We start from the raw sequence: 21,996 nt of genomic DNA, 5'->3' as shown, positions 1-21,996 counted from the left end.
GCCCAGATGACCCGGGGCCTGACCGGGGCCGTGCTCGGCGCCCTGGCGGCCCGGTCCGCGTACCGGCTGCTGGACCGGACCACCGACCGTTCGTCCGCCTGGCGGCGCGTCAACTTCCGGGGTCGTACCGTCAGCCTCCAGGAGGGCCCCGCCCTCGCCTCCGGCGTCTGCGCGGCCTGCGTGCTCACACCGGGTCTGAGCCCCCGTGTCCGTGCGGCCACCTCCCTGGCGGCCGCGGCCTCGGCCGCCTTCGGGGCCTACGACGACCTGGCGGGGGACGTCCGGGCGAAGGGGCTGCGCGGCCACCTGGGCGCGCTCACCCGGGGCGAGGTCACCACGGGCGCCGTCAAGATGGCGGGGATCGGTGCGACCGGGCTGGCCGCCGCGTCGCTGCTGCGGCGGGGACCGCTCGACACCCTGCTCGACGGGACGCTCATCGCGGCCAGCGCCAACCTCGTCAACCTCTTCGACCTGCGGCCCGGGCGCGCGGTGAAGTTCGCCCTGCTGGCCTCGGCGCCCGCACTGGCCTCCCCGGCCGCTCCGCTGGTGGGACCGGTCCTGGGGGCCTGCGCGGCACTGCTCCCCGACGACCTGGCCGAGCGCTCGATGCTCGGCGACTCCGGCGCCAACGCCCTGGGCGCCGCTCTCGGGACGGCCGCCGCCGCCCGCGCCCCCCGCCCGGTCCGTCTGGGCCTGCTCGCGGGGGTGGTCGGCCTGACCCTGGCCAGTGAGCGCGTCAGCTTCTCCCGCGTGATCGAGCGCGTGCCCGTACTGCGCGGCCTGGACCGCTGGGGGCGCTCCGACACCGGCCGACCCGTCTCCTCCCGGGCCTTGGCCGCCCGCCCCCGCGGCCCCCGCCCGTCCGGGGAACCGGAGGCGACGCGAACGCGAGTGGCGCACGACGACGGTTCCGGTCGCGTTCCGGGCGCACGGCGCTCCACCGCTTCACCGGCACCGGGGTGACACGCGGGGTCGCCACGGCGGCGGCGCTCATCGCGGTGGTCACCGTGGGCGCCCGTCTGGCCGGGTTCGGCCGCACCGTCGTCTTCTCCCAGACCGTGGGCGACACCTGCCTGGGCACCGCCTACGTCACCGCCAACCAGCTCCCGGCGGTGCTCTTCGAGATCGTCATCGGCGGAGCCCTGACCGCCATGGTGGTCCCGGTCCTGGCCGCCTCGGTCCAGCACGGGGACCACGAGCGGGTCCGGCACACCGCCTCGGCCCTGGTCACCTGGGTGTTGCTGCTCTCGTTGCCGCTGGCGGCCCTGCTGGCGCTGGCGTCGGTCCCGGCGATGACCCTGCTCCTGGGGGCGGGGACCGGCTGCGACCGTGCCGCCCTGGTCTCCCTCGCCGCGCGCATGCTGGTGGTCTTCGCGCCGCAGGTCGTCTTCTACGGGCTCGCGGCGGTGCTCTACGGGGTGCTCCAGTCGCACCGGCGCTTCCTGGGCCCGGCGCTGGCGCCCCTGGTGTCCAGCCTGGTGGTCATCGCCGCGTACCTGGCCTTCGTCCCCCTGGGAGCCGACCAGCGCCAGGACCTGGGCGCCCTGACCCTCCCCGCCGAACTCGTGCTGTCCCTCGGTACGACCGCCGGGGTGGTCGCGCTCTTCCTCACCGTGCTGGGGCCGGCCTGGAGCCTGCGGCTCCGGCTGCGGCCCCGGCTGACCTTCCCGCCGGGGGTGGGCGCCCGGGTGCGCTCGCTGGCGTTGGCGTCCCTGCTGCCGCTGGTGGCCATGCAGGTGAGCCTGCTGCTCTCGGTGGCCCTGGCCAACTGGGGCGGCGGCGCGGGGGCCTCCGTGCTCTACAGCTACGCGTGGGCGCTGTTCACCCTGCCCTACGGGGTGATCGCCGTGCCCATCGCCACCAGCGCGTTCACCGCGCTGGCGGTTCACGTGGCCGAGGGGGACCGGGCCGGGTTCGCGCGGCTGCTGTCGGCGAGCGCGCGGGCGTGCGTGGTGATCACCGCCGGAGTGGGCACGGCCCTGGCCGCCGCGGCGGGGCCGCTGGCGGCGGTCCTGGCCCAGGTGGAGCCGGCTCCGCTCGAACGCGCGCTGCTCGCCTACGCCCCTGGTGTGGTGGGCTTCGGCCTGGTGGCGCTGTACAGCCGGGCGCTGTACGCCTCCCACCACGGGCGTCCCGCCGCCGCCGCGCAGGTGACGGGCTGGATCGTGGTGATGGCGTGTGCCGTGGGGCTGGTGTGGGCCCTGTCGCCCGGGTGGGCGATCGCCGGGCTGGGAGCGGCGAGCACCGCCGGACTCAGCCTCGCCGCCGCTCTGCTGTGCGCGGGCGTGGCGCGGGCCCACGGCGGGGGAGCCCTGGCCGGTCTGGGCCGCTCGCTGGTCGCGGCCCTGGTCGCCGGAGCCCTCGGCGGGGCGTGCGGCAGGTGGGTGTCGGCGTCCCTGGAGCGGGCCCTGGGCGAAGGGGTCGGCGTGACGGTGCTGGTGGCCGTCACGGCCGGGGGAGCGGCGATGGTGGTCTTCGGCGCGGTCGCGGTCCTGGTGGACCGTTCCGCGCTGCGCACGGTGGCGGACCGTGCTCGGAACGTTCGCGAACGAGGGAGGGGAACGCGGTGAACGGCAGGATCGCGTTGGTCGTGGGGACGGTCAGCGGCGGCGTGGGCCGCCACGTGCGCTCGCTGGGGGAGGGGCTGGTCGCCCGCGGGTTCCGGGTCGCGGTGGTCGGACCGCCCTCGGCCGACCGGGACTTCGGGTTCTCGGCGCTGGGCATGCGCTTCTCGCCGGTGGGGATCGGACCGGCCCCCTCCGCCGGGGACCCCGGCGCGGTGCTGCGGCTGCGCTCGCTGCTGCGGGGCGCGGACGTCGTGCACGCGCACGGGCTGCGGGCCGGAGCGCTGTGCGCGCTGGCGGGGGCGCGGCCGCTGGTGGTCACCGCGCACAACGCCCCGCCGGTGGTCGAGGGGGTCATGGGGGCGGTCTACCCGGTCCTGGAACGCATCGTGGCCCGCCGCGCCGAGGTGGTCCTGGGCGTCTCCGGCGACCTCGTGCGCAGGCTCACGGCGGCGGGGGCGAAGGACGCGCGGATGGCGGTGGTGGCCGCGCCCAAGACGGGAAGACCGGTGAAGGGGAGGAAGGAGACCCGCGCCGACCTCGCGGTGGAACCCGGCCGTCCGCTGCTGCTGACGGTGGCCCGGCTCGCCGAGCAGAAGGGCCTGGACACCCTGCTGTCGGCCGCCCCGGTGATCGCGGACCGGGTGCCCGAACCGGTGGTGGCGATCGCCGGGGACGGCCCGCTGTGGGGGGAGCTGCACGACACCGCCGCCGGGATGCGTGTGGACGTACGCATGCTGGGGCACCGCGACGACGTCGCGGACCTCCTGGCGGCGGCGGACGTCTTCTGCCTCACGAGCCAGTGGGAGGGCCCCTCCCTGGTCATCATGGAGGCCCTGCGCGCGGGGCTCCCGGTGGTCTCCACCCGGGTGGGAGGCATCCCCGACCTCTACTCGGGGACGGTTCTCATGGTGCCGCCCGGCGATCCGGCGGCGTTCGCCGCCGCGGTCGGGCGGGTGCTGGACGATCCGGACCTCGCCGCCGACCTGCGGGCCCGCTCCCGGGAGGCGGCCCGGCGGCTGCCCTCGGAGGAGGACGCGGTGGAGGCCGCGTGCTCGGTGTACAAGTCGGTCGCGCGGTGGTGAGGGCCGACTCCGGGAGTGGCCCCCGGGTGCGGGCGGGGTGTCCGCGAGCAACGGCGAACACCCCGTGCGGGTGACTTCCCCGGAGAGATCTTCGATGGCATGCTGGGGACCGGCTCGGATGGCGTACGCTTGGACGGTGCGCTCTACGCGCCTGCTTCACCACGTGAGGGGAGTATCCCTGTCGCGGCGGTGCCGTCATCACGGAGTACAACGGCGTGCTCCCGGTTCCGTCGGTTCGCGTCCTCCGGGCGTGAGCGGGAGAGACCTCCGGTTATTCGCCGTGCGTGCAAAACGCTCGCGCGCACCAACCGGAGGAGAATCCTTCTGTGAACGTTCCCCTGTGGGTGTGGGCCGCCACCATCGCGGCCATGGTCCTGATCCTGGCCCTGGACCTGGTGATCGTCGACCACCCGTGGAGCAAGACCAAGGGTCCCAAGGAGTTCGGGATCAAGCAGGCCTCCTGGTGGGCCGTCTTCTACATCGGCATCGCCATCGTGTTCGGCCTCGGGGTCATGTACTTCGGCAGCCCCACCTCGGGCGCCGAGTACTTCGCCGGGTTCGTCACCGAGAAGAGCCTGAGCATCGACAACCTCTTCGTGTTCTACCTTCTGATGACCGCGTTCGCGGTTCCGAAGAAGTACCAGCACGAGGTCCTGCTCGTCGGCATCGTCATCGCGATCGTCATGCGCGGCATCTTCATCGTGCTGGGCGCGCAGGTCATCAACGCCTGGAGCGAGGTCTTCTACCTCTTCGGCGTCTTCCTCATCTACACCGGCTACAAGATCGTCCGGGACCACGTCAAGGGTGACGACGAGGACAAGGACTTCACCCAGACCCCGGTCGTGCGGCTGGTCAAGCGGTTCTGGCCGGTGACCAAGGACTACCACGGCGCCAAGCTGACCGTGAAGCTCGACGGCCGCCGCCACGTGACCCCGATGCTGCTGGTGATCGTCGCCATCGGCGTCATCGACCTCGTCTTCGCCGTCGACTCCATCCCGGCCATCTTCGGCCTGACGCAGGACGCCTACATCGTCTTCACCGCCAACGCCTTCGCCCTGATGGGTCTGCGCCAGCTGTACTTCCTGCTGGCCGGTCTGATGGACCGCCTCGCCTACATCAGCTGGGGTCTGTCGGCGATCATGGTGTTCATCGGCGTGAAGATGATCCTGCACGCGCTGCACGAGAACGGCGTGCACGTGATCGACATCGGTATCGGCACCTCGCTCACCGTCATCCTGGGCATCATGACCGTCACCATCATCGGCAGCCTGGTCAAGTCCGGTGTGGACCAGCGCAGGCAGGCGGCCGAGGCCGTGGACGGGGACCGGGACACCAAGGTCGACCGCCCCTGATCCCGAACCACCCCGTTCCCGGACGTTGCGGCGCCCCGAGGGCGCCGACCCGGGAAACCCCTCCGATTCGAACGGTTGTTCGCCTATAGTGGTGGTGTCCCGGCGCTCACGCGTCGGGGCACCGCCATTTTCGCGTGCCGGAAGAAACCGCCCCGGGTGATCGTTAGTGTTGACGGAGACGGGGGGACACGCGCTCCCCGACATCCCCTGAGCGGCCCGGTTCCGGGTCAGCGGCGGCCCCCGAGGGGCCCGCGACCGCCTCAACGCGAAGCCATACACGGGTCCACCGACGTCATGTGACGTGGTCAGCGTCCTGTGCGTCAGAGCCGAAGGATGTCTCACTCGATGGTCGAACAACTCGTGGTCCGTGGAGCACGGGAGCACAACCTCAAGGACGTGTCGCTGGACCTGCCCCGGGACGCGATGATCGTGTTCACCGGCCTGTCCGGTTCGGGCAAGTCCTCACTCGCCTTCGACACGATCTTCGCCGAGGGTCAGCGCCGCTACGTCGAGTCCCTCTCGGCGTACGCGCGGCAGTTCCTGGGGCAGATGGACAAGCCCGACGTCGACTTCATCGAGGGCCTGTCCCCGGCGGTCTCCATCGACCAGAAGTCGACCAGCCGCAACCCGCGCTCCACCGTCGGCACCATCACCGAGGTCTACGACTACCTGCGCCTGCTCTGGGCCCGCGTGGGCGTTCCGCACTGTCCGGAGTGCCACCGCGAGATCGCCCGGCAGACGCCGCAGCAGATCGTCGACCGGGTCATGGAGATGACCGAGGGCACGCGCTTCCAGGTGCTGGCCCCGGTCGTGCGCGGCCGCAAGGGCGAGTACGTCGAACTCTTCAAGGACCTGCAGTCCAAGGGCTACACGCGCGCCGTCGTCGACGGCCAGGCGGTCCGGTTGGACGAGGCCCCCAAGCTGGGCCGCTACGACAAGCACGACATCGCCGTGGTCGTGGACCGTCTCGCCGTCAAGCCCGGCGCGAACGGGCGGCTCACCGACTCGGTCGAGACCGCGCTCAAGCTGGCCGGGGGCACCATCGTCCTGGACTTCGTGGACCTGGAGTCCGACGACCCCGAGCGCGAGAAGGTCTTCTCCGAGCACCTCTACTGCCCCTACGACGACCTCTCCTTCGAGCAGCTCGAACCGCGCTCCTTCTCCTTCAACGCGCCCTACGGCGCCTGCCCGGACTGCTCCGGCCTGGGCACCCGGATGGAGGTCGACGCGGACCTGCTGGTCCCCGACCCGGAGAAGACCCTGGCCGAGGGCGCCATCGCCCCGTGGTCGGGCGGGCCCAACGGCGGCTACTGGGAACGCATCCTCAAGGCGCTGGGCGAGGCGGTGGGCTTCGACACCGACACCTCCTGGGAACGTCTGCCGCGCCGGGCCCGCAAGGCGATCCTGGAGGGCCACGACACCCAGGTCCACGTCAGCTACCGCAACCGGTACGGGCGCAGCCGCTCCTACTACACCGAGTTCGAGGGCGTGGTGCCCTGGGTGAAGCGCCGCCACTCCGAGGTGGAGAGCGACCACACCCGCGAGCGCCTCGAGGGCTACATGCGCTCGGTGCCCTGCCCCACGTGTGATGGCACCCGGCTCAAGCCGGTCGTCCTCGCGGTGACGGTGGGCGGCAAGTCCATCGCCGAGGTGGCCTCGATGGCACTCGGCGAGAGCGCCGCCTTCCTGGCCGGGCTGCGGCTCTCCGACCGCGACATGGTGATCGCCGCACAGGTGCTCAAGGAGATCAACGCCCGGCTCGGGTTCCTGCTCGACGTGGGTCTGGACTACCTGAGCCTGGCCCGCTCCTCCGGGTCGCTCTCCGGCGGCGAGGCCCAGCGCATCCGGCTGGCCACCCAGATCGGCTCCGGCCTGGTGGGCGTGCTCTACGTCCTTGACGAGCCCTCCATCGGCCTGCACCAGCGCGACAACGCCCGGCTGTTGGAGACCCTCCAGCGGCTGCGCGACATCGGCAACACCCTCATCGTGGTCGAGCACGACGAGGACACCATCCGCGCCGCCGACTGGGTCGTGGACATCGGTCCCGGCGCGGGCGAGCACGGCGGGCACGTCGTGGTCTCGGGCATCGTGGACGAACTGCTCACCTCGGCCGACTCGCTGACCGGCGACTACCTGGCCGGGCGGCGCGCGATCGAGCTGCCCGCGGAGCGGCGTCCGCTGACCAGGGGGCACGAGCTGGTGGTCCGGGGCGCCCGGGAGAACAACCTGCACGGGATCGACGTGTCCTTCCCGCTGGGCGTGTTCACCGCGGTCACCGGCGTGTCCGGCTCCGGCAAGTCCACGCTGGTCAACGAGATCCTGTACAAGGCCCTGGCCAAGGAGCTCAACGGGGCGCGCGACGTGCCCGGCCGTCACCTGCGGGTGAACGGGATGAACAAGGTCGACAAGGTGGTGCACGTCGACCAGAGCCCGATCGGCCGCACCCCGCGCTCCAACCCGGCCACCTACTCCGGCGTCTTCGACCACGTACGCAAGCTGTTCGCGCAGACCACCGACGCCAAGACGCGCGGCTACCAGCCGGGCCGGTTCTCGTTCAACGTCAAGGGCGGCCGCTGCGAGGCCTGCTCCGGCGACGGCACGCTGCGGATCGAGATGCAGTTCCTGCCCGACGTGTACGTTCCCTGCGAGGTCTGCCACGGAGCCCGGTACAACCGGGAGACCCTCCAGGTGAAGTACAAGGGCAAGAACATCGCCGAGGTACTGGACATGCCGATCTCGGAGGCCCTGGAGTTCTTCGAGCCGGTCAACGCGATCCGCCGCCACCTCCAGACGCTGGCCGACGTCGGTCTGGGCTACGTGCGCCTGGGCCAGCCCGCCACCACGCTGTCCGGGGGCGAGGCCCAGCGCGTGAAGCTCGCCGCCGAGCTCCAGCGCCGGTCGACCGGTCGGACGGTGTACGTGCTCGACGAGCCCACCACCGGTCTCCACTTCGAGGACATCCGCAAGCTGCTGGGGGTCCTCAACCGGCTGACCGACACCGGGAACACGGTGATCGTCATCGAGCACAACCTCGACGTGATCAAGACGGCCGACCACGTCATCGACATGGGACCCGAGGGCGGTTCCGGCGGTGGCACGCTCGTGGCCGAGGGCACCCCGGAGGAGGTCGCCGCGGTCGCGGAGTCCTACACCGGGCGGTTCCTCGCCAAGATGCTCTGAGCCCGTCCCGACCACCCGCGCGCCCGGCGCCCGCACGGCCTCCGTGCGGGCGCCGTGTCGTGTGCGGGAACGGGGCCCGGTGTGAGCGCCGGTCTCCGTGCTCCGGCCCCGCGGGCCACGGGGAGACACCGCGCCTTTTCCGTGGCCCGCGAACGCTCCACGCGAGGGCACGCCCCGTCCCCCGGCGAGGGGGATCGGAGCGTGCCGGTCGGGTCTCCGCGGGGACCGCGCTCAGCGCAGGATCTTCACCGATTCGACCACCACGTCCTCCAGGGGCCGTTCGGTCCTCGGGTCGGTGGCCACCCCGCCGATCTTGTCGACCACCCGCTTCGACTCGGTGTCGGTGACCCTGCCGAAGATGGTGTGCTTGCCGTTCAGCCATGTGGTGGGGGAGAGGGTGAGGAAGAACTGCGAGCCGTTCGTGGCGGGGCCCGCGTTGGCCATGGCCAACAGGTGGGGCTCGGAGAAGCGCAGGTCGGGGTGGAACTCGTCGGCGAACTTGTAGCCGGGTCCGCCGGTGCCGTTGCCGAGGGGGTCCCCGCCCTGGATCATGAAGCCGGGGATCACCCGGTGGAAGACCGTTCCGTCGTAGAACGGGCCCTGCCACCGCTGCCCGGTCTTCGGGTCGACCGCGTTCTCCCTCGTGCCCTCCGCCAGCTCCACGAAGTTCGCGACTGTCCTGGGGCGTGATTGGGCAGCAGTTCCACCTTGATCACGCCGAGGTTGGTGGTGAGCTCGGCCGTCAGGGTCTCGGTCATGGTCGTTCCGTCCTCTCGTCACGCTTCGTGTCACGACGATTCTCTCAGGTGATCGACGCGGGTGGGGGCGGAGTGGAGAACGCGGACACGATCCTCGGTGCCGTCTGGGCGGGGCCGTCGCCTTTCCGTCTGACAAGCTGTCCCCATGCTTGGACGACTGCGCGCCGTGACCGTCGACTGCCCCGACCCCGGGGCCCTGGCCGACTTCTACTCCGAACTCCTGGGGCTTCCGGTCACCAGACGCGACCACGACTGGGCCGGGATCGGTGACGGGACCCGGCCCGTGATCGACTTCCAGCGGGTGGAGGACCACCGGGCTCCGGACTGGCCGGACCCCGAACGCCCCCAGCAGATGCACTTCGAGATCCGGGTGGAGGACATCGGTGTCGCCCACGAGCGGGTCACGGCCCTGGGCGCCCGTCTGCTGGCGGTGTCCGAGGAGCGCCCCGACAACCTGTACCGGGTGTACGCCGACCCCGCCGGGCACCCGTTCTGTCTGGAGTTCACGGCGTGACCGCAGTCGGCCAGTCGTCGCGCGGACCTTCCCCTCCGGCGCCCGGGGGCGCTTCAATGGCCTCAACCCGCTGAGAACAGAGTGTCCCCCGAGCCGCGTGTGGCGGCCGGCCCTTCGGGGCCGGACCCGCTTCGCCGCCGCGTTCTCACGAGTACGAGAGGGCGATGTGCCTCTTCACCGCACGTTCAAGAAGACCCAGCAGCAGAAGCTCCCACCGGGTGACTGGCGCAGTCTCAGGTTCGACGTCGACGACCGGGGCGAGGAGGGCAAGTTCTTCGCTCTGGTGGGCCAGCACGAGCCCCAGGGAGCGCTCTACGACCTGACCGTCGGCGTGGTCATCGAAGGGGTCGACCCCGGCGCCGAGGTGCAGTTGCGCGCCAGCGAGTACGTCAGGGCCGAGGACGAGTGGGTCGTGGCTCGGGAGCGGCCGATCGACAGCCCGGTGCACGCGAACGGCAGGGCGCACTTCACCTACACGTGGAAGGACTACCTGGAGCCGGGGCGCAGGGTGCGCGTCCGGGTGGCCCAGTTCGGTGGTTCACCGGCCGTCATCCTCAAGGCGGAGGCGACCGCGATCTTCTGGCCGGAGGGCCACGAGGAGCCCGGGCGCGAACAGACCGCCCCGCAGCAGGCGCACGCCCAGCCGTACCCGCAGCCCCACCCCTACGGGCCGCAGCAGCCGTACGGTCAGCCCCAGCCCTACGGCCAGCCTCCGGCCTACGGCGCGCCCGGCCACCACGCGCCGCCGCCCGGCGCTCCCGGCGGGCAGCCGCCGCAGGGCGCCTACCCGCCCCCGGCCCCGGGTGACCACTCGCCGGTGCCGCCCGGCGCCGCGCCCTACGGTCAGCCGTATCCGGGCACGGACGCCCACGGCCAGCCGCATCCCGGTCACGGCGCCTACCCGCCCCCGCACGAGCCCGACGCGTACCCCCCCCGGGATCAGGGCGAGTACCCGCCGCACACGCCGCAGGGCTGACGGCTCGGGCACGGCCGCTCGCTCCCTCCCGGACGGGGGAGCGGGCGGCCTCGCACGTTCGGACGCTCCGTGGCACCACGGGTGGGCGCGGTCGGCCGCACGTCGCTCTCCCCGTGCCCCGGGGCCGGTGCGGGGCACCCGACCCGACCTACTACGATTCGTAGTGGAATTCAGGCGCAGGTGAGGAGCGGTCGGTCGTGGCTGGAACGAGGGCATGCGGGTGCGGGGTGAGCAGGCGCCGTCTGTTCGGGACGGCTGGGGCGGCCGCCGCCGTGACCGCCGTGAGCGCCTGTGGTGAGCCCCCCGCCCCCCAGGAGGTGCGCCGGGGCCACGTGGTCGGTCAGACCACGGACGTCCCGGAGGGCGGCGGAGCGGTCTTCAGCCACAGCAAACTGGTGGTGACCCAGCCCGAGGAGGGCGAGTACAGGGCGTTCAGCGCGGCCTGCACCCACGGCGGCTGCACGGTCCAGGAGGTCGAGGACGAGGTCATCCGCTGCCTGTGCCACGGGAGCGAGTTCGACATCACCTCCGGCGAGGTCGTCAAGGGCCCGGCGGAGGAACCCCTGGAGGAGTTCACCGTCTCCATCGACGGGACCGACATCATCCTCGACTGACCGCCCGCACATGACGGAGCCCCACCGGATCGGTCGGGCTCCGTCATGTGTACGGGGGGCTCAGACCTCTTCGGCGTTGCCCGACCGCGCCGAACCCTCGCTGTCGACGTGCGCCGGGACCGAGGCGGAGGAGTTGCGGCGAAACGCCGAGGTCGGGAACCGTGCCGCGTAGTCGGACTCGTCGTCTCCGGCGCCGACGAACTCCGTGCGGTTGCGCGGCAGGGACTCGGGGTAGTGGGTGGCCAGCCAGGTGACCAGGTGCTCGCGGATCTCGCACGCGATGTTCCACTGGTTGCCGGTGTCGGAGGCGGTGGCCACCACCCGGACCATGACCTCACCGGACTCGGTGATGTCCACGACCTGGCAGGACCAGCTGCGCCCGTCCCAGAACTTGCTGGCGGTGATCAGACGGCCGGTCTCCTCGCGCAGGTCCGCGATGGGCACCTCCCAGTCGAGGGGGAGCTGGACCTTGGCGGTGATGTTCGTCCCGGCCTTGGTCCAGTTCTCGAAACTGGTGGTGGTGAAGTTGGCGACCGGGACCACGAGGCGGCGCTCGTCCCAGATCTTGATGGTGACGTTGACCAGGCTGAGTTCCTCGACCCGGCCCCACTCGCCCTCGACGACCACCACGTCACCGATGCGCAGGGCGTCGCTGAAGGCCAACTGGAGTCCCGCGAACAGGTTGCCCAGGGTCGACTGGGCCGCGACACCGGCGACGATACCGATGACGCCGGCGGAGGCCAGGAGTCCGGCGCCGAGCGCCTGGACCTCGGGGAAGGTGAAGAGGATCGAGGCGATGGCCAGGACCACGATGATCGAGGTGATGACCCGGCGCAGCAGCCGCACCTGGGTCTGGAGCCGACGGGCCCGGCGGTCGGCGTCGCCGTTGCGCGCGGAGAGGCGCTCCAGCACCATGTCGGTGGCCGCGTAGGCCAGGCTGATCCCGAGCGCGGTCAGGGTGGCGATCATGAGGATCGTCATCGCGTGGTCGATGGTCTGGAAGGTGCTCCAGGCCACGTCGCCCCGGCTGGGGAGCGCGAGGTTGGCGCCCGCGACCGCCGCTGCGGTGTACGCGGTGACCGCCGAACGCGCGACCACGTAGCGGGCCATCGGCCAGACCTTGCCCAACTTGTGGTTGAGCAGCCACTGGAGGACGAAGACCAGGGCCATCGAGACCGAGACGGCGATGCCGATCGCGATCCACTGGGAGACGGACACGTCGAAGCGCCCCCTTGTCGTTCATGTCGGGAAGTTCAGCTGTACCCGCCCAACCTAGACCATGCAGATATCCAATCGTGACCATTGCTTGGACGGATTCCTCCGGAGTGACCCGCTCCACGGGGGCGCGTCGCGCGGACCGGTGGCCGTCTGTCCCCGGGAGCGACCAGAATGGGGGTATGGCTGCGACTCCACACCTGCGCCCCGCCCCCGGTTCCCTTCCGACCGAGCCGGGCGTCTACCGATTCCGGGACGCCTCCGGCCGGGTCATCTACGTGGGCAAGGCCAAGAACCTGCGGTCGAGACTGTCCTCCTACTTCCGGGACTTCGCCGGACTGCACCCCCGTACCCAGCAGATGGTCTCCACGGCCGCCGACGTCGACTGGACGATCGTCGGCACCGAGGTCGAGGCCCTCCAACTGGAGTACTCCTGGATCAAGCAGTACGACCCGCGCTTCAACGTCAAGTACCGCGACGACAAGAGCTACCCCTACCTGGCGGTGACCCTCAACGAGGAGTTCCCCCGGGTCCAGGTGATGCGGGGCGCCAAGCGCCGTGGCGTGCGCTACTTCGGCCCGTACTCGCACGCCTGGGCGATCCGCGAGACCGTCGACCTGCTGCTGCGGGTCTTCCCGGTGCGCACCTGCTCGCCGGGGGTGTTCCGGGGCGCGCGCAACAGCGGCCGCCCCTGCCTTCTCGGCTACATCGGCAAGTGCGTGGCGCCCTGCGTGGGCCGCGCCAGCCCCGAGGAGCACCGCGAACTGGCGGAGGACTTCTGTTCCTTCCTGGCCGGGGACACCGGACGCTTCATCCGTCAGCTGGAGGCGCGGATGACGGAGGCGGCCCAGGAGATGGAGTACGAGCGGGCCGCGCGCCTGCGTGACGACATCGAGGCCCTGCGCGCCGCCCTGGAGAAGCAGGCCGTGGTCCTGCCCGACTCCACCGACTGCGACGTCATCGCCATGTCCGACGACCCGCTGGAGGCGGCCGTCCAGATCTTCCACGTGCGGGGCGGACGCATCCGCGGCCAGCGCGGCTACGTGGTGGACAAGGTGACCGACGCCGGCCCGGGGGAGCTCATGCAGACCTTCCTGCGCCAGCTCTACGGGTCACTGGACGGTTCCGAGGAGACCGAGGGCACCGGCACGTCGATCCCGCGCGAGGTCCTGGTCTCCCACGAACCGGACGACCCCGACGCCGTGGCGGGATGGCTCGCCGAGCACCGGGGCGCGGGGGTGGACCTGCGCGTGCCTCAGCGCGGCGACAAGAAGTCCCTCATGGAGACCGTGGACAAGAACGCCCGCGAGGCGCTGGCCCGGCACAAGACGCACCGTGCCGGGGACCTGAGCACCCGGAGCCGGGCCCTGAACGAGATCCAGGAGGCGCTGGACCTGTCCGAGGCGCCGCTGCGCATCGAGTGCTTCGACATCTCCAACCTCCAGGGCGAACACGTGGTGGCGTCGATGGTGGTCTTCGAGGACGGCCTGGCCCGCAAGTCCGAGTACCGGCGCTTCTCCGTGCGCGGCAGCGGCGCCGGGGGAGCGGAGCAGCACGACGTGGCCGCCATGTACGAGGTGGTCAGACGCCGGTTCCGCCGCTACCTGGAGGAGAGCTCGCGCTCCGGCGAGGTGGCGCGCATGGGCGGCCCCGAGGACCGCGCGCCCCAGGACGGGCCGGGCGCCCCGGACGGGTCCGCCGGGAGCGGCACCGCCGAGGAGCCGGCCCCCGGCAAGTTCGCGTATCCGCCTAACCTGGTGGTGGTGGACGGGGCCCGGCCGCAGGCCGAGGCGGCGCGGCGCGCGCTCGACGAGCTCGGCATCGAGGACGTGGCCGTCTGCGGCCTGGCCAAGCGCCTGGAGGAGGTGTGGCTGCCCGACGACGAGGACCCGGTGATCCTCCCGCGCGCCGGTGAGGGCCTCTACCTCCTTCAGCGCGTGCGCGACGAGGCCCACCGCTTCGCCATCCAGTACCACCGGCACAAGCGCGCCAAGGCGCTCACGGGGAGCAGCCTGGACGAGCTGCCGGGACTGGGTCCGGCGCGCCGGACCGCCCTCATCAAGGAGTTCGGTTCGGTGCGCAGACTCGCGTCGGCGAGTGTGGAGGAGATCGCGGCGGTACCCGGGATCGGCCCCAAGCTGGCCGAGTCCGTGCACGCACATCTGTCCGGTGACCCCGGCCGGAGGGATGGGGAGGGTGACGGGGTGACGTCAACGCAAGGCACAGACGGGGGAGGAGACACATGACGGTCGAACTGGGCGGGGAACTGCCGCCCGAGGTGGTCATCGTCACCGGGATGTCCGGCGCGGGCCGCAGTACGGCGGCCCGGGCCCTGGAGGACCTGGACTGGTTCGTGGTGGACAACCTGCCACCGGGCCTGCTGCCCACGATGATCGAGCTGGCGGGCCGTACCCACGGGGCGGTCCCCAGGGTGGCGGTGGTGGTGGACGTGCGTTCGCTCGCCTTCACGGAGGACCTGCTGTCCACGGTGGAGGAGCTGCGCAAGCGCGACATCACCGCGCGGGTGCTCTACCTGGAGGCCGGTGACGACGCGCTGGTGCGCCGGTTCGAGGGGGTCCGCCGCCCGCACCCGCTCCAGGGCGACGGGCGCCTGACCGACGGCATCGACCGCGAGCGCGAGACTCTGCGCGCGGTGCGGGGCGAGGCCGACCTGGTCATCGACACCTCACAGCTCAACGTGCACCAGCTCAAGGCGCGGGTGATCGGGTTCTTCGGGGAGAGCGACGAGGTGCGCCCGCGCGCCAACGTGGTCTCCTTCGGGTTCAAGCACGGTCTGCCGGTCGACGCCGACCTGGTCCTGGACTGCCGCTTCCTGCCCAACCCCCACTGGGTGCCCGAGCTCAGACCGATGAACGGGCGCGACGAGCCGGTCCGCGACTACGTGCTCTCCCAGGACGGCGCCCAGGAGATGCTGGACGCGTACTCGGAGGTCCTGAAGCTGACGAACGCCGGCTACCAGCGCGAGGGCAAGCACTACATGACGCTGGCGGTGGGCTGTACCGGCGGTAAGCACCGCAGCGTGGCCATGGCGGAGCAGTTCGCCGACCGGCTGCGCGGCCAGGGCGTGGACGTGCACGTGGTCCACCGGGACGTGGGCCGGGAGTGACACGCGCCCGGCTCGCGGGTGAACCGAATCGCCAATAATGGCGTCTTCCCTTACATTGGCCCGGTCATTGTTGGTGCCGGTCCGCCAAGGGACCGGGACACGGCGGGCCGGGGGCGTGGGTCGGCCGTTCGCGCGTCCCCATCCGGGGCGGGCCGACGCGTCCGCCGGACACGGGACGAGGGGGCAGGCCAAAGGCATGTCGAACAGCACCGCTCCGGACGGGGACGACGCCTCACGGCCGCCACGGGTGGTCGCGCTGGGGGGCGGGCACGGACTTCACGCCTCCCTTTCGGCGCTGCGCAGGGTGACCACGGACGTGACCGCGATCGTGACGGTCGCCGACGACGGCGGGTCCAGCGGACGTCTGCGCGAGGAACTGGGCGTGCTGCCGCCCGGTGACCTGCGGATGGCGCTGGCCGCGCTGTGCGGGGACGACGAGTGGGGGCACACCTGGAGCCAGGTGCTCCAGCACCGGTTCCGCTCGGAGGGCGACCTGCACGGTCACGCGGTCGGCAACCTGCTCATCGTCGCCCTGTGGGAACTGCTCGGCGACTCGGTGGCGGGGCTGGACTGGGTCGGGCAGCTCCTGGGCGCCCACGGGCGGGTCCTGCCGATGTCGTCGGTCCCGTTGGAGATCTCGGCGGAGGTGTCGGGGATCGACCCCGGGCGACCGGACGCGCTCACCACGGTGCGCGGTCAGGTGGCGTGCGCGAGCACGAGCGGCCGGGTGCGCTCCATCTCGCTGATCCCCGAGGACCCCCCGGCCAGCCCGCAGGCGGTCAAGGCCGTGCGGGAGGCCGACTGGGTGGTGTTCGGCCCCGGATCGTGGTTCACCAGCGTCCTGCCGCACCTGCTGGTCCCGGATCTGGCGCACGCCCTGGTCACCTCGCGGGCCCGGCGCCTGGTGGTCCTCAACCTGTCGCCGCAGCGGGGGGAGACCGACGACTTCCGGCCCGAGACCTACCTGGAGGTGCTGCACGAGCACGCTCCCAAGCTGGGGGTGGACGTCGTGCTCGCCGACTCCGGCACGGTCGAGGAGGTCGGACCGCTGTTGTCCGCCACCAACCAGTTGGGCGGGCGGTTGGAGCTGGCGGACCTGAGCCGGGGGGACGGCACCCCGCGCCACGACGCCGACAAGCTGGCCGCCGCGCTGGAACACGTGTTGGAGGACTGACCGCGCTCCGTCCGGGCCGTCGCCCGGGCCCCCGGGAGGCCGCGCCCGGGGCACCGGACCCGGCGCGCTGCCGGGGTGTTGACGCCGCGCTGGGGTGGGCGTGACCCGCTCCCGGGAAGGGTGGGCGCATGGCTGAACACCGCATCCACCTGGAACGCGTCTACGACGAGGTCCGTGCCGAGAAGCACCCCGGGCAGGGGGAGGACCCCCCGCCCGGGCCCCGCTTCCTCGTGGACCGGCTCTGGCCCCGGGGCGTGAGCAAGAGCGAGGTCGCCGGGGACGAGTGGGTCAAGGACGCCGCGCCCAGCCCCCAGCTGCGCACCTGGTTCGGGCACGACCCCGACCGGTTCGAGGAGTTCGCGAACCGCTACCGAACCGAGCTGGAGGCGCGCCCGCAGGCGTTGGAACCGCTCCTGGACGCCGCGCGCAAAGGGCCGATCACGCTCTTGTACGCGGCCAAGGACACCCGGCACAACCACGCCATCGTGCTCAGGGACCACCTGGAGTCGCTCCTGGACTCCTCCGAGGGCTCCGGGAGCAATTGACCGCACACCGCCACGAAGGGCGACACGCCGCCTGTGACCTGGGTTTGAGGAAGCGCGACACGCCGTGCGGGGGTCGGCGGGAAGACGCGCGTCACGTAGTCTGCACCGAGACAAGCCGCCCAGGGCACACCTCGTGGCGGCACCCCGGTGACCAGGTGTGAGGCACCGGTGTTCTGCCAGTTCGAGGGGGGACCGCAGCGATGGCGATGACCGGCGTGGTGAAGGACGAGTTGAGCCGACTGGCGATTCTCAAGCCATGCTGCCGCAAGGCGGAGGTGTCCACCATCCTGCGGTTCACCGGAGGCCTCCACCTCGTGGGCGGCCGGATCGTGATCGAGGCCGAGCTGGACACGGGCGCGGCCGCGCGGCGGCTGCGCAAGGACATCTCGGAGGTCTTCGGACACGAGTCCGAGGTGGTCGTGCTGTCCCCGAGCGGGCTGCGCAAGGGCAACCGGTACGTGGTGCGGGTGATCAAGGACGGCGAGTCCCTGGCCCGCCAGACCGGTCTGGTCGACAACAACGGCCGTCCGGTGCGCGGGCTGCCCCGTCACGTGGTGGCGGGCGGGGCCTGCGACTCCGAGTCCGCGTGGCGCGGGGCGTTCATCGCGCACGGCTCCCTCACGGAGCCGGGCCGGTCGATGTCCCTGGAGGTCACCTGCCCCGGCCCGGAGGCGGCGCTGGCGCTGGTGGGGGCGGCCCGTCGCCTGAAGGTGCACGCCAAGGCCCGCGAGGTGCGTGGTGTGGACCGGGTGGTGGTGCGTGACGGCGACTCCATCGGAGCCCTGCTGACCCTGCTGGGCGCCCACCAGAGCGTGCTGGCCTGGGAGGAGCGCCGGATGCGCCGGGAGGTGCGGGCCACCGCCAACCGGCTCGCCAACTTCGACGACGCCAACCTGCGGCGCAGCGCCCGGGCGGCGGTCGCGGCGGGTGCGCGGGTGGAGCGCGCCCTGGAGATCCTGGGGGAGGACGCCCCCAAGCACCTGGTGGCCGCCGGGCAGCTGCGCCTGGCCCACAAGCAGGCGTCGCTGGAGGAGCTGGGGCAGTTGTCGGTGCCGCCGCTGACCAAGGACGCCATCGCCGGGCGCATCCGCCGACTGCTGGCGATGGCCGACAAGAGGGCCAGTGACCTGGGCATCGAGGGAACAGAGGCGAACCTCACTCCCGACATGCTCGTGCCCTGACCCCGGTGTGGGCGTGAACCCGCCGAAACGTGACCGTGCCGTGGATGTTCGGCTTTGTTAACTGGGAAAACTCCGGGATAACTTCCGAAAATGGTATAGACCTCTCCGCTTCGCGATGTCAGGATGGTCGCGAATCCGCGAGGGGAGGGCGGGTCGGCGGGCGGGGGCGAGAACGGCTCCCCGCCGACACTCCGCTAGGCTCTTTGTGAACACCTGTTACGCGTTCACGCTGTTCAACACGGTCGTGCCGACCGTACCGGCCCGGCGCACCGCGAGCAGCCGCACGCTCGGGTGAAACTGCTGTGCGACATATGAGGAGATTGGTTCCGTGACCATCCGTGTAGGCGTCAACGGCTTCGGTCGGATCGGCCGCAACTTCTGGCGCGCGGTCGCCGCTGGCGGCAACGACATCGAAATCGTCGCGGTCAACGACCTCACCGACACCAAGACGCTCGCGCACCTGCTCAAGTACGACACCGTGCTCGGCACCCTCGAGGGCGACGTCGAGGTCGGTGACGACTTCATCCGCGTCGGCGACAGGACCATCAAGGTCCTCGCCCAGCGCGACCCCGCCCAGCTGCCCTGGGGCGAGCTCAACGTCGACGTGGTCGTCGAGTCCACCGGCATCTTCACCAAGGCCGAGGACGCCCGCAAGCACATCACCGCCGGTGCCAAGAAGGTCATCATCTCCGCCCCGGCCAAGGGCGAGGACATCACCATCGTGATGGGCGTCAACGACGACAAGTACGACGCCGCCAACCACGACATCATCTCCAACGCCTCCTGCACCACCAACTGCGTGGCGCCGATGGCGAAGGTGCTCAAGGACAGCTTCGGCGTCCAGCAGGGCTTCATGACCACGGTCCACGCGTACACGAACGACCAGGTCATCCTGGACTTCCCGCACAAGGACCTGCGTCGCGCCCGCGCCGCCGCCCAGAACATCATCCCGACCAGCACCGGTGCCGCCAAGGCCACCGCCCTGGTCATCCCCGAGCTCGCGGGCAAGCTGGACGGCATGGCCATGCGCGTCCCCGTGCCGGACGGCTCCGCCACCGACCTGGTCGTCACCGTCGACCGCGAGGTGACCAAGGACGAGGTCAACGCCGCGTTCAAGGCCGCCGCCGAGGGCCCGCTCAAGAACGTCCTGGTCTACACCGAGGACGAGATCGTCTCCTCCGACATCGTCGGCACCTCGCCCTCCTGCACCCTGGACGCCGGGATGACCATGGTCTCCGGCAACCAGGTCAAGATCCTGGGCTGGTACGACAACGAGTGGGGTTACTCCAACCGCCTGGTGGACCTGGCCAAGCTGGTCGGCTCCAACCTGTGACCCACGGGCCCCGACCCGTGGCCGCGCACGCGTGACCCGGCACCCCTTCCGCCCCGCGCGGTGGGGGTGCCGTCGCGTGCGCGGCCCCGCCGCCCCCGACTTCGACACCCCAACGAGGAGACCAGCATGCGGACGATCGACGACCTCGACGTCTCCGGCAAGCGCGTGTTCGTCCGGGCCGACCTGAACGTGCCCCTGGACGGTGACCGCATCACCGACGACGGGCGCATCCGCGCGGCCCTGCCGACCATCGAGAAGCTTCGCGAGCGCGGCGCCCGCGTCATCGTCGCCGCCCACCTGGGCCGCCCCAAGGGCGCCCCGGACCCCCAGTACTCCCTGCGCCCCGTCGCCGCCCGCCTCGGCGAGCTGCTCGGCACCGAGGTCGCCTTCGCCGCCGACACCGCGGGCGAGTCCGCCCGCGCCACCGCCGCCGCCCTGGCGGACGGCCAGGTGGCGCTGCTGGAGAACGTGCGCTTCGAGCCCGGCGAGACCAGCAAGGACGACGCCGAGCGCGGCGAGCTCGCCGACCGCTTCGCCCAGCTCGCCGACCTGTACGTGGGCGACGCCTTCGGCGCCGTGCACCGCAGGCACGCCAGCGTCTACGACCTGCCCGGCAAGCTCCCGCACGCCGTCGGCGGCCTTGTGCTCACCGAGGTCGAGGTGCTCAGGCGCCTCACCGAGAACCCCGACCGCCCCTACGTGGTGGCCCTGGGCGGTTCCAAGGTCTCCGACAAGCTCGCCGTGATCGACAACCTCCTGGGCACCGCCGACCGCCTGCTCATCGGCGGCGGCATGGTGTTCACCTTCCTCAAGGCCAAGGGGTACGAGGTCGGCTCCAGTCTGCTGGAGACCGACCAGCTCGACACCGTGCGCGGCTACCTGGAGCGGGCCGAGCGCGAGGGCGTGGAGATCGTCCTGCCCGTGGACGTCGTGGCGGCCGAGAAGTTCGCCGCCGACGCCCCGCACGCAGCCGTGGGCGTCGACGCCATCCCGGCCGACCGGATGGGCCTGGACATCGGCCCCAAGAGCCAGGAACTGTTCGCCGCGAAGCTGGCGGACGCCAGGACCGTGTTCTGGAACGGTCCGATGGGCGTGTTCGAGATGACTCCCTACGCGGGCGGCACGCGCGCCCTGGCCCAGGCCCTCGTCGACTCCGACGCCCTCACGGTCGTCGGCGGCGGCGACTCCGCCGCGGCCGTGCGCTCGCTCGGCTTCGACGAGGCCGCCTTCGGCCACATCTCCACGGGCGGCGGTGCCAGCCTGGAGTACCTGGAGGGCAAGGACCTCCCCGGCATCGACGCCCTGGCCTGAGGGTGACCGCCCCGCCCGGTGCGGGGTCACGCGATCCCTCTCTCTCCCGACGATTGTGAAGTGAGTCAAGGATGACCAAGCGCCAGCCGCTCATCGCGGGCAACTGGAAGATGAACAACAACCACTTCGAGGCGATCGCGCTCGTCCAGAAGCTGGCCTTCGCCCTCAACGAGAAGGACTACGAGAACGCCGAGGTCGTCGTCCTGCCGCCGTTCACCGACCTGCGCAGCGTGCAGACGCTCGTGGACGGGGACAAGCTGAGCATCCGCTTCGGTGCGCAGGACATCTCCGCCCACGACAAGGGCGCCTACACCGGCGAGATCTCCGGTTCGATGCTCGCCAAGCTGGAGTGCTCCTACGTCCTGGTGGGTCACTCCGAGCGCCGCGAGTACCACAACGAGGACGACGCCCTCGTGAACGCCAAGGTCAAGGCCGCCTACAAGAACGACATCGTGCCGATCCTGTGCGTGGGCGAGGGTCTGGAGGTCCGCAAGGCCGGGCAGCAGGTCGAGCACGTCCTGGCCCAGCTGGACGGCGCCCTCAAGGAGATCCCGGCCGAGCAGGCCGAGCGGATCGTCATCGCCTACGAGCCGGTGTGGGCCATCGGCACCGGTGAGGTCGCCACCCCCGAGGACGCCCAGGAGGTGTGCGCCGCGATCCGCGCCCGCCTGGCCGAACTGTACTCCGCCGAGGTGGCCGACGCGGTCCGCGTCCTGTACGGCGGTTCGGTCAAGGGTGACAACGCCCCCGGCATCATGGCCAAGGACGACGTCGACGGCGCCCTGGTCGGCGGTGCCTGCCTCAAGGCCGACGAGTTCACCAAGGTGATCCGTTTCGGCGAGAACGGCTGACCAACCGTCTCGTGAGCCCGGCCCGTCACCCTCCGACGTCCAGGGGTGACGGGCCGGGTGCGCGACGGGTGCCGGGTTCGGGCTAGACTTCGCTGTGGGGATTGCCCTGCCTTGGGGTTTCTCCGCCCGCGCCTTCACCGGCACGGTAAAATCCGAAAACGTCCCCGGTCTCCTCCTTCCGCGACCGCCCCGGACCGACGCCTCCCGTCGGCCCGG

General features: G+C 71.5%; 17 protein-coding genes and 1 pseudogene. 16 read left to right on the top strand and 2 right to left on the bottom strand.

The window, feature by feature from the left end; genetic code table 11:
- The first annotated feature begins 6 nt into the window (after window positions 1-6).
- The 5 genes from ACFYL4_RS22055 (at window position 7) to uvrA (ending at window position 8,181) form a co-directional block, all read left to right on the top strand.
- On the top strand, window positions 7-963 hold the full coding sequence (locus ACFYL4_RS22055; RefSeq protein ID WP_387520552.1) for a hypothetical protein: 957 nt from the start codon (window positions 7-9) through the stop codon (window positions 961-963).
- Window positions 960-2,570 carry a lipid II flippase MurJ gene (gene murJ, locus ACFYL4_RS22050; RefSeq protein WP_357764035.1) on the top strand — a complete coding sequence of 537 codons (1,611 nt, stop codon included), beginning with the start codon at window positions 960-962 and terminating at the stop codon, window positions 2,568-2,570. The genes ACFYL4_RS22055 and murJ overlap by 4 nt, the downstream gene beginning before the upstream one ends.
- Window positions 2,567-3,649, top strand: a complete 1,083-nt coding sequence (locus ACFYL4_RS22045; protein ID WP_387520507.1) for a glycosyltransferase family 4 protein — start codon at window positions 2,567-2,569, stop codon at window positions 3,647-3,649. The genes murJ and ACFYL4_RS22045 overlap by 4 nt, the downstream gene beginning before the upstream one ends.
- Window positions 3,650-3,975: 326 nt before the next feature.
- Complete coding sequence (locus ACFYL4_RS22040) at window positions 3,976-5,001, top strand: TerC family protein (RefSeq protein WP_357764041.1); 1,026 nt, start codon at window positions 3,976-3,978, stop codon at window positions 4,999-5,001.
- 345 nt (window positions 5,002-5,346) lie between these two features.
- A complete protein-coding gene (gene uvrA, locus ACFYL4_RS22035; protein ID WP_357764044.1) occupies window positions 5,347-8,181 on the top strand; it encodes an excinuclease ABC subunit UvrA in 2,835 nt (944 codons plus the stop codon).
- A 231-nt stretch (window positions 8,182-8,412) separates the two neighbouring features.
- Here the strand turns inward: uvrA and ACFYL4_RS22030 are convergent.
- Window positions 8,413-8,939, bottom strand: a pseudogene (locus tag ACFYL4_RS22030) (peptidylprolyl isomerase).
- A gap of 145 nt (window positions 8,940-9,084) precedes the next feature.
- Between ACFYL4_RS22030 and ACFYL4_RS22025 the strand changes: the two are divergent.
- The 3 genes from ACFYL4_RS22025 to ACFYL4_RS22015 all read left to right on the top strand — a co-directional run bounded on the left by ACFYL4_RS22025 (window position 9,085) and on the right by ACFYL4_RS22015 (window position 11,043).
- Window positions 9,085-9,453, top strand: coding sequence for a VOC family protein (locus ACFYL4_RS22025; protein WP_387520503.1), 369 nt, complete (start codon window positions 9,085-9,087; stop codon window positions 9,451-9,453).
- A 166-nt stretch (window positions 9,454-9,619) separates the two neighbouring features.
- Complete coding sequence (locus ACFYL4_RS22020) at window positions 9,620-10,429, top strand: hypothetical protein (RefSeq protein WP_357764048.1); 810 nt, start codon at window positions 9,620-9,622, stop codon at window positions 10,427-10,429.
- A 227-nt stretch (window positions 10,430-10,656) separates the two neighbouring features.
- Window positions 10,657-11,043 carry a Rieske (2Fe-2S) protein gene (locus ACFYL4_RS22015; RefSeq protein ID WP_357764051.1) on the top strand — a complete coding sequence of 129 codons (387 nt, stop codon included), beginning with the start codon at window positions 10,657-10,659 and terminating at the stop codon, window positions 11,041-11,043.
- Between the two features lie 60 nt (window positions 11,044-11,103).
- On the opposite strand, the gene ACFYL4_RS22010 is transcribed toward ACFYL4_RS22015, so the two are convergent.
- Complete coding sequence (locus ACFYL4_RS22010) at window positions 11,104-12,261, bottom strand: mechanosensitive ion channel family protein (protein ID WP_387520500.1); 1,158 nt, start codon at window positions 12,259-12,261, stop codon at window positions 11,104-11,106.
- 179 nt (window positions 12,262-12,440) lie between these two features.
- Between ACFYL4_RS22010 and uvrC the strand changes: the two genes are divergently transcribed.
- From uvrC to tpiA, 8 genes are all read left to right on the top strand, one after another.
- The gene (uvrC, locus tag ACFYL4_RS22005) at window positions 12,441-14,504 is read left to right on the top strand and encodes an excinuclease ABC subunit UvrC (protein ID WP_387520497.1); all 2,064 of its coding nucleotides are present in this window, start codon (window positions 12,441-12,443) and stop codon (window positions 14,502-14,504) included.
- Window positions 14,501-15,385 carry an RNase adapter RapZ gene (gene rapZ, locus ACFYL4_RS22000; RefSeq protein ID WP_357764060.1) on the top strand — a complete coding sequence of 295 codons (885 nt, stop codon included), beginning with the start codon at window positions 14,501-14,503 and terminating at the stop codon, window positions 15,383-15,385. The genes uvrC and rapZ overlap by 4 nt, the downstream gene beginning before the upstream one ends.
- Before the next feature lie 196 nt (window positions 15,386-15,581).
- Window positions 15,582-16,559 (top strand): uridine diphosphate-N-acetylglucosamine-binding protein YvcK, encoded by a 978-nt coding sequence (gene yvcK, locus ACFYL4_RS21995; RefSeq protein ID WP_357764063.1) that lies wholly within the window; start codon window positions 15,582-15,584, stop codon window positions 16,557-16,559.
- A 128-nt stretch (window positions 16,560-16,687) separates the two neighbouring features.
- Window positions 16,688-17,104 carry a DUF488 domain-containing protein gene (locus ACFYL4_RS21990; RefSeq protein WP_387520494.1) on the top strand — a complete coding sequence of 139 codons (417 nt, stop codon included), beginning with the start codon at window positions 16,688-16,690 and terminating at the stop codon, window positions 17,102-17,104.
- 200 nt (window positions 17,105-17,304) lie between these two features.
- On the top strand, window positions 17,305-18,285 hold the full coding sequence (gene whiA / locus ACFYL4_RS21985) for a DNA-binding protein WhiA (RefSeq protein WP_017546454.1): 981 nt from the start codon (window positions 17,305-17,307) through the stop codon (window positions 18,283-18,285).
- Window positions 18,286-18,613: 328 nt separating this feature from the next.
- Window positions 18,614-19,618, top strand: a complete 1,005-nt coding sequence (gene gap, locus ACFYL4_RS21980) for a type I glyceraldehyde-3-phosphate dehydrogenase (protein WP_357764071.1) — start codon at window positions 18,614-18,616, stop codon at window positions 19,616-19,618.
- Window positions 19,619-19,744: 126 nt separating this feature from the next.
- A complete protein-coding gene (locus ACFYL4_RS21975; protein WP_387520490.1) occupies window positions 19,745-20,929 on the top strand; it encodes a phosphoglycerate kinase in 1,185 nt (394 codons plus the stop codon).
- 71 nt (window positions 20,930-21,000) lie between these two features.
- Window positions 21,001-21,780, top strand: a complete 780-nt coding sequence (tpiA, locus tag ACFYL4_RS21970; RefSeq protein ID WP_357764077.1) for a triose-phosphate isomerase — start codon at window positions 21,001-21,003, stop codon at window positions 21,778-21,780.
- Window positions 21,781-21,996 lie beyond the last annotated feature (216 nt).

The organism is Nocardiopsis sp. NPDC006938, assembly GCF_042869555.1.
Lineage (GTDB): Bacteria > Actinomycetota > Actinomycetes > Streptosporangiales > Streptosporangiaceae > Nocardiopsis.
The sequence above is the reverse complement of the archived record's forward strand: the minus strand, read 5'-3'. Positions and strand labels throughout refer to the sequence as shown.

What these genes read in the sequence shown, in the direction of transcription:
- ACFYL4_RS22055 (WP_387520552.1), top strand. Translation starts at nt 7, where the DNA reads ATGACCCGGGGCCTGACCGGGGCCGTGCTCGGCGCCCTGGCGGCCCGG.
- uvrA (WP_357764044.1), top strand. Translation starts at nt 5,347, where the DNA reads ATGGTCGAACAACTCGTGGTCCGTGGAGCACGGGAGCACAACCTCAAG.
- ACFYL4_RS22025 (WP_387520503.1), top strand. Translation starts at nt 9,085, where the DNA reads ATGCTTGGACGACTGCGCGCCGTGACCGTCGACTGCCCCGACCCCGGG.
- uvrC (WP_387520497.1), top strand. Translation starts at nt 12,441, where the DNA reads ATGGCTGCGACTCCACACCTGCGCCCCGCCCCCGGTTCCCTTCCGACC.
- rapZ (WP_357764060.1), top strand. Translation starts at nt 14,501, where the DNA reads ATGACGGTCGAACTGGGCGGGGAACTGCCGCCCGAGGTGGTCATCGTC.
- yvcK (WP_357764063.1), top strand. Translation starts at nt 15,582, where the DNA reads ATGTCGAACAGCACCGCTCCGGACGGGGACGACGCCTCACGGCCGCCA.
- ACFYL4_RS21990 (WP_387520494.1), top strand. Translation starts at nt 16,688, where the DNA reads ATGGCTGAACACCGCATCCACCTGGAACGCGTCTACGACGAGGTCCGT.
- whiA (WP_017546454.1), top strand. Translation starts at nt 17,305, where the DNA reads ATGGCGATGACCGGCGTGGTGAAGGACGAGTTGAGCCGACTGGCGATT.
- ACFYL4_RS21975 (WP_387520490.1), top strand. Translation starts at nt 19,745, where the DNA reads ATGCGGACGATCGACGACCTCGACGTCTCCGGCAAGCGCGTGTTCGTC.
- tpiA (WP_357764077.1), top strand. Translation starts at nt 21,001, where the DNA reads ATGACCAAGCGCCAGCCGCTCATCGCGGGCAACTGGAAGATGAACAAC.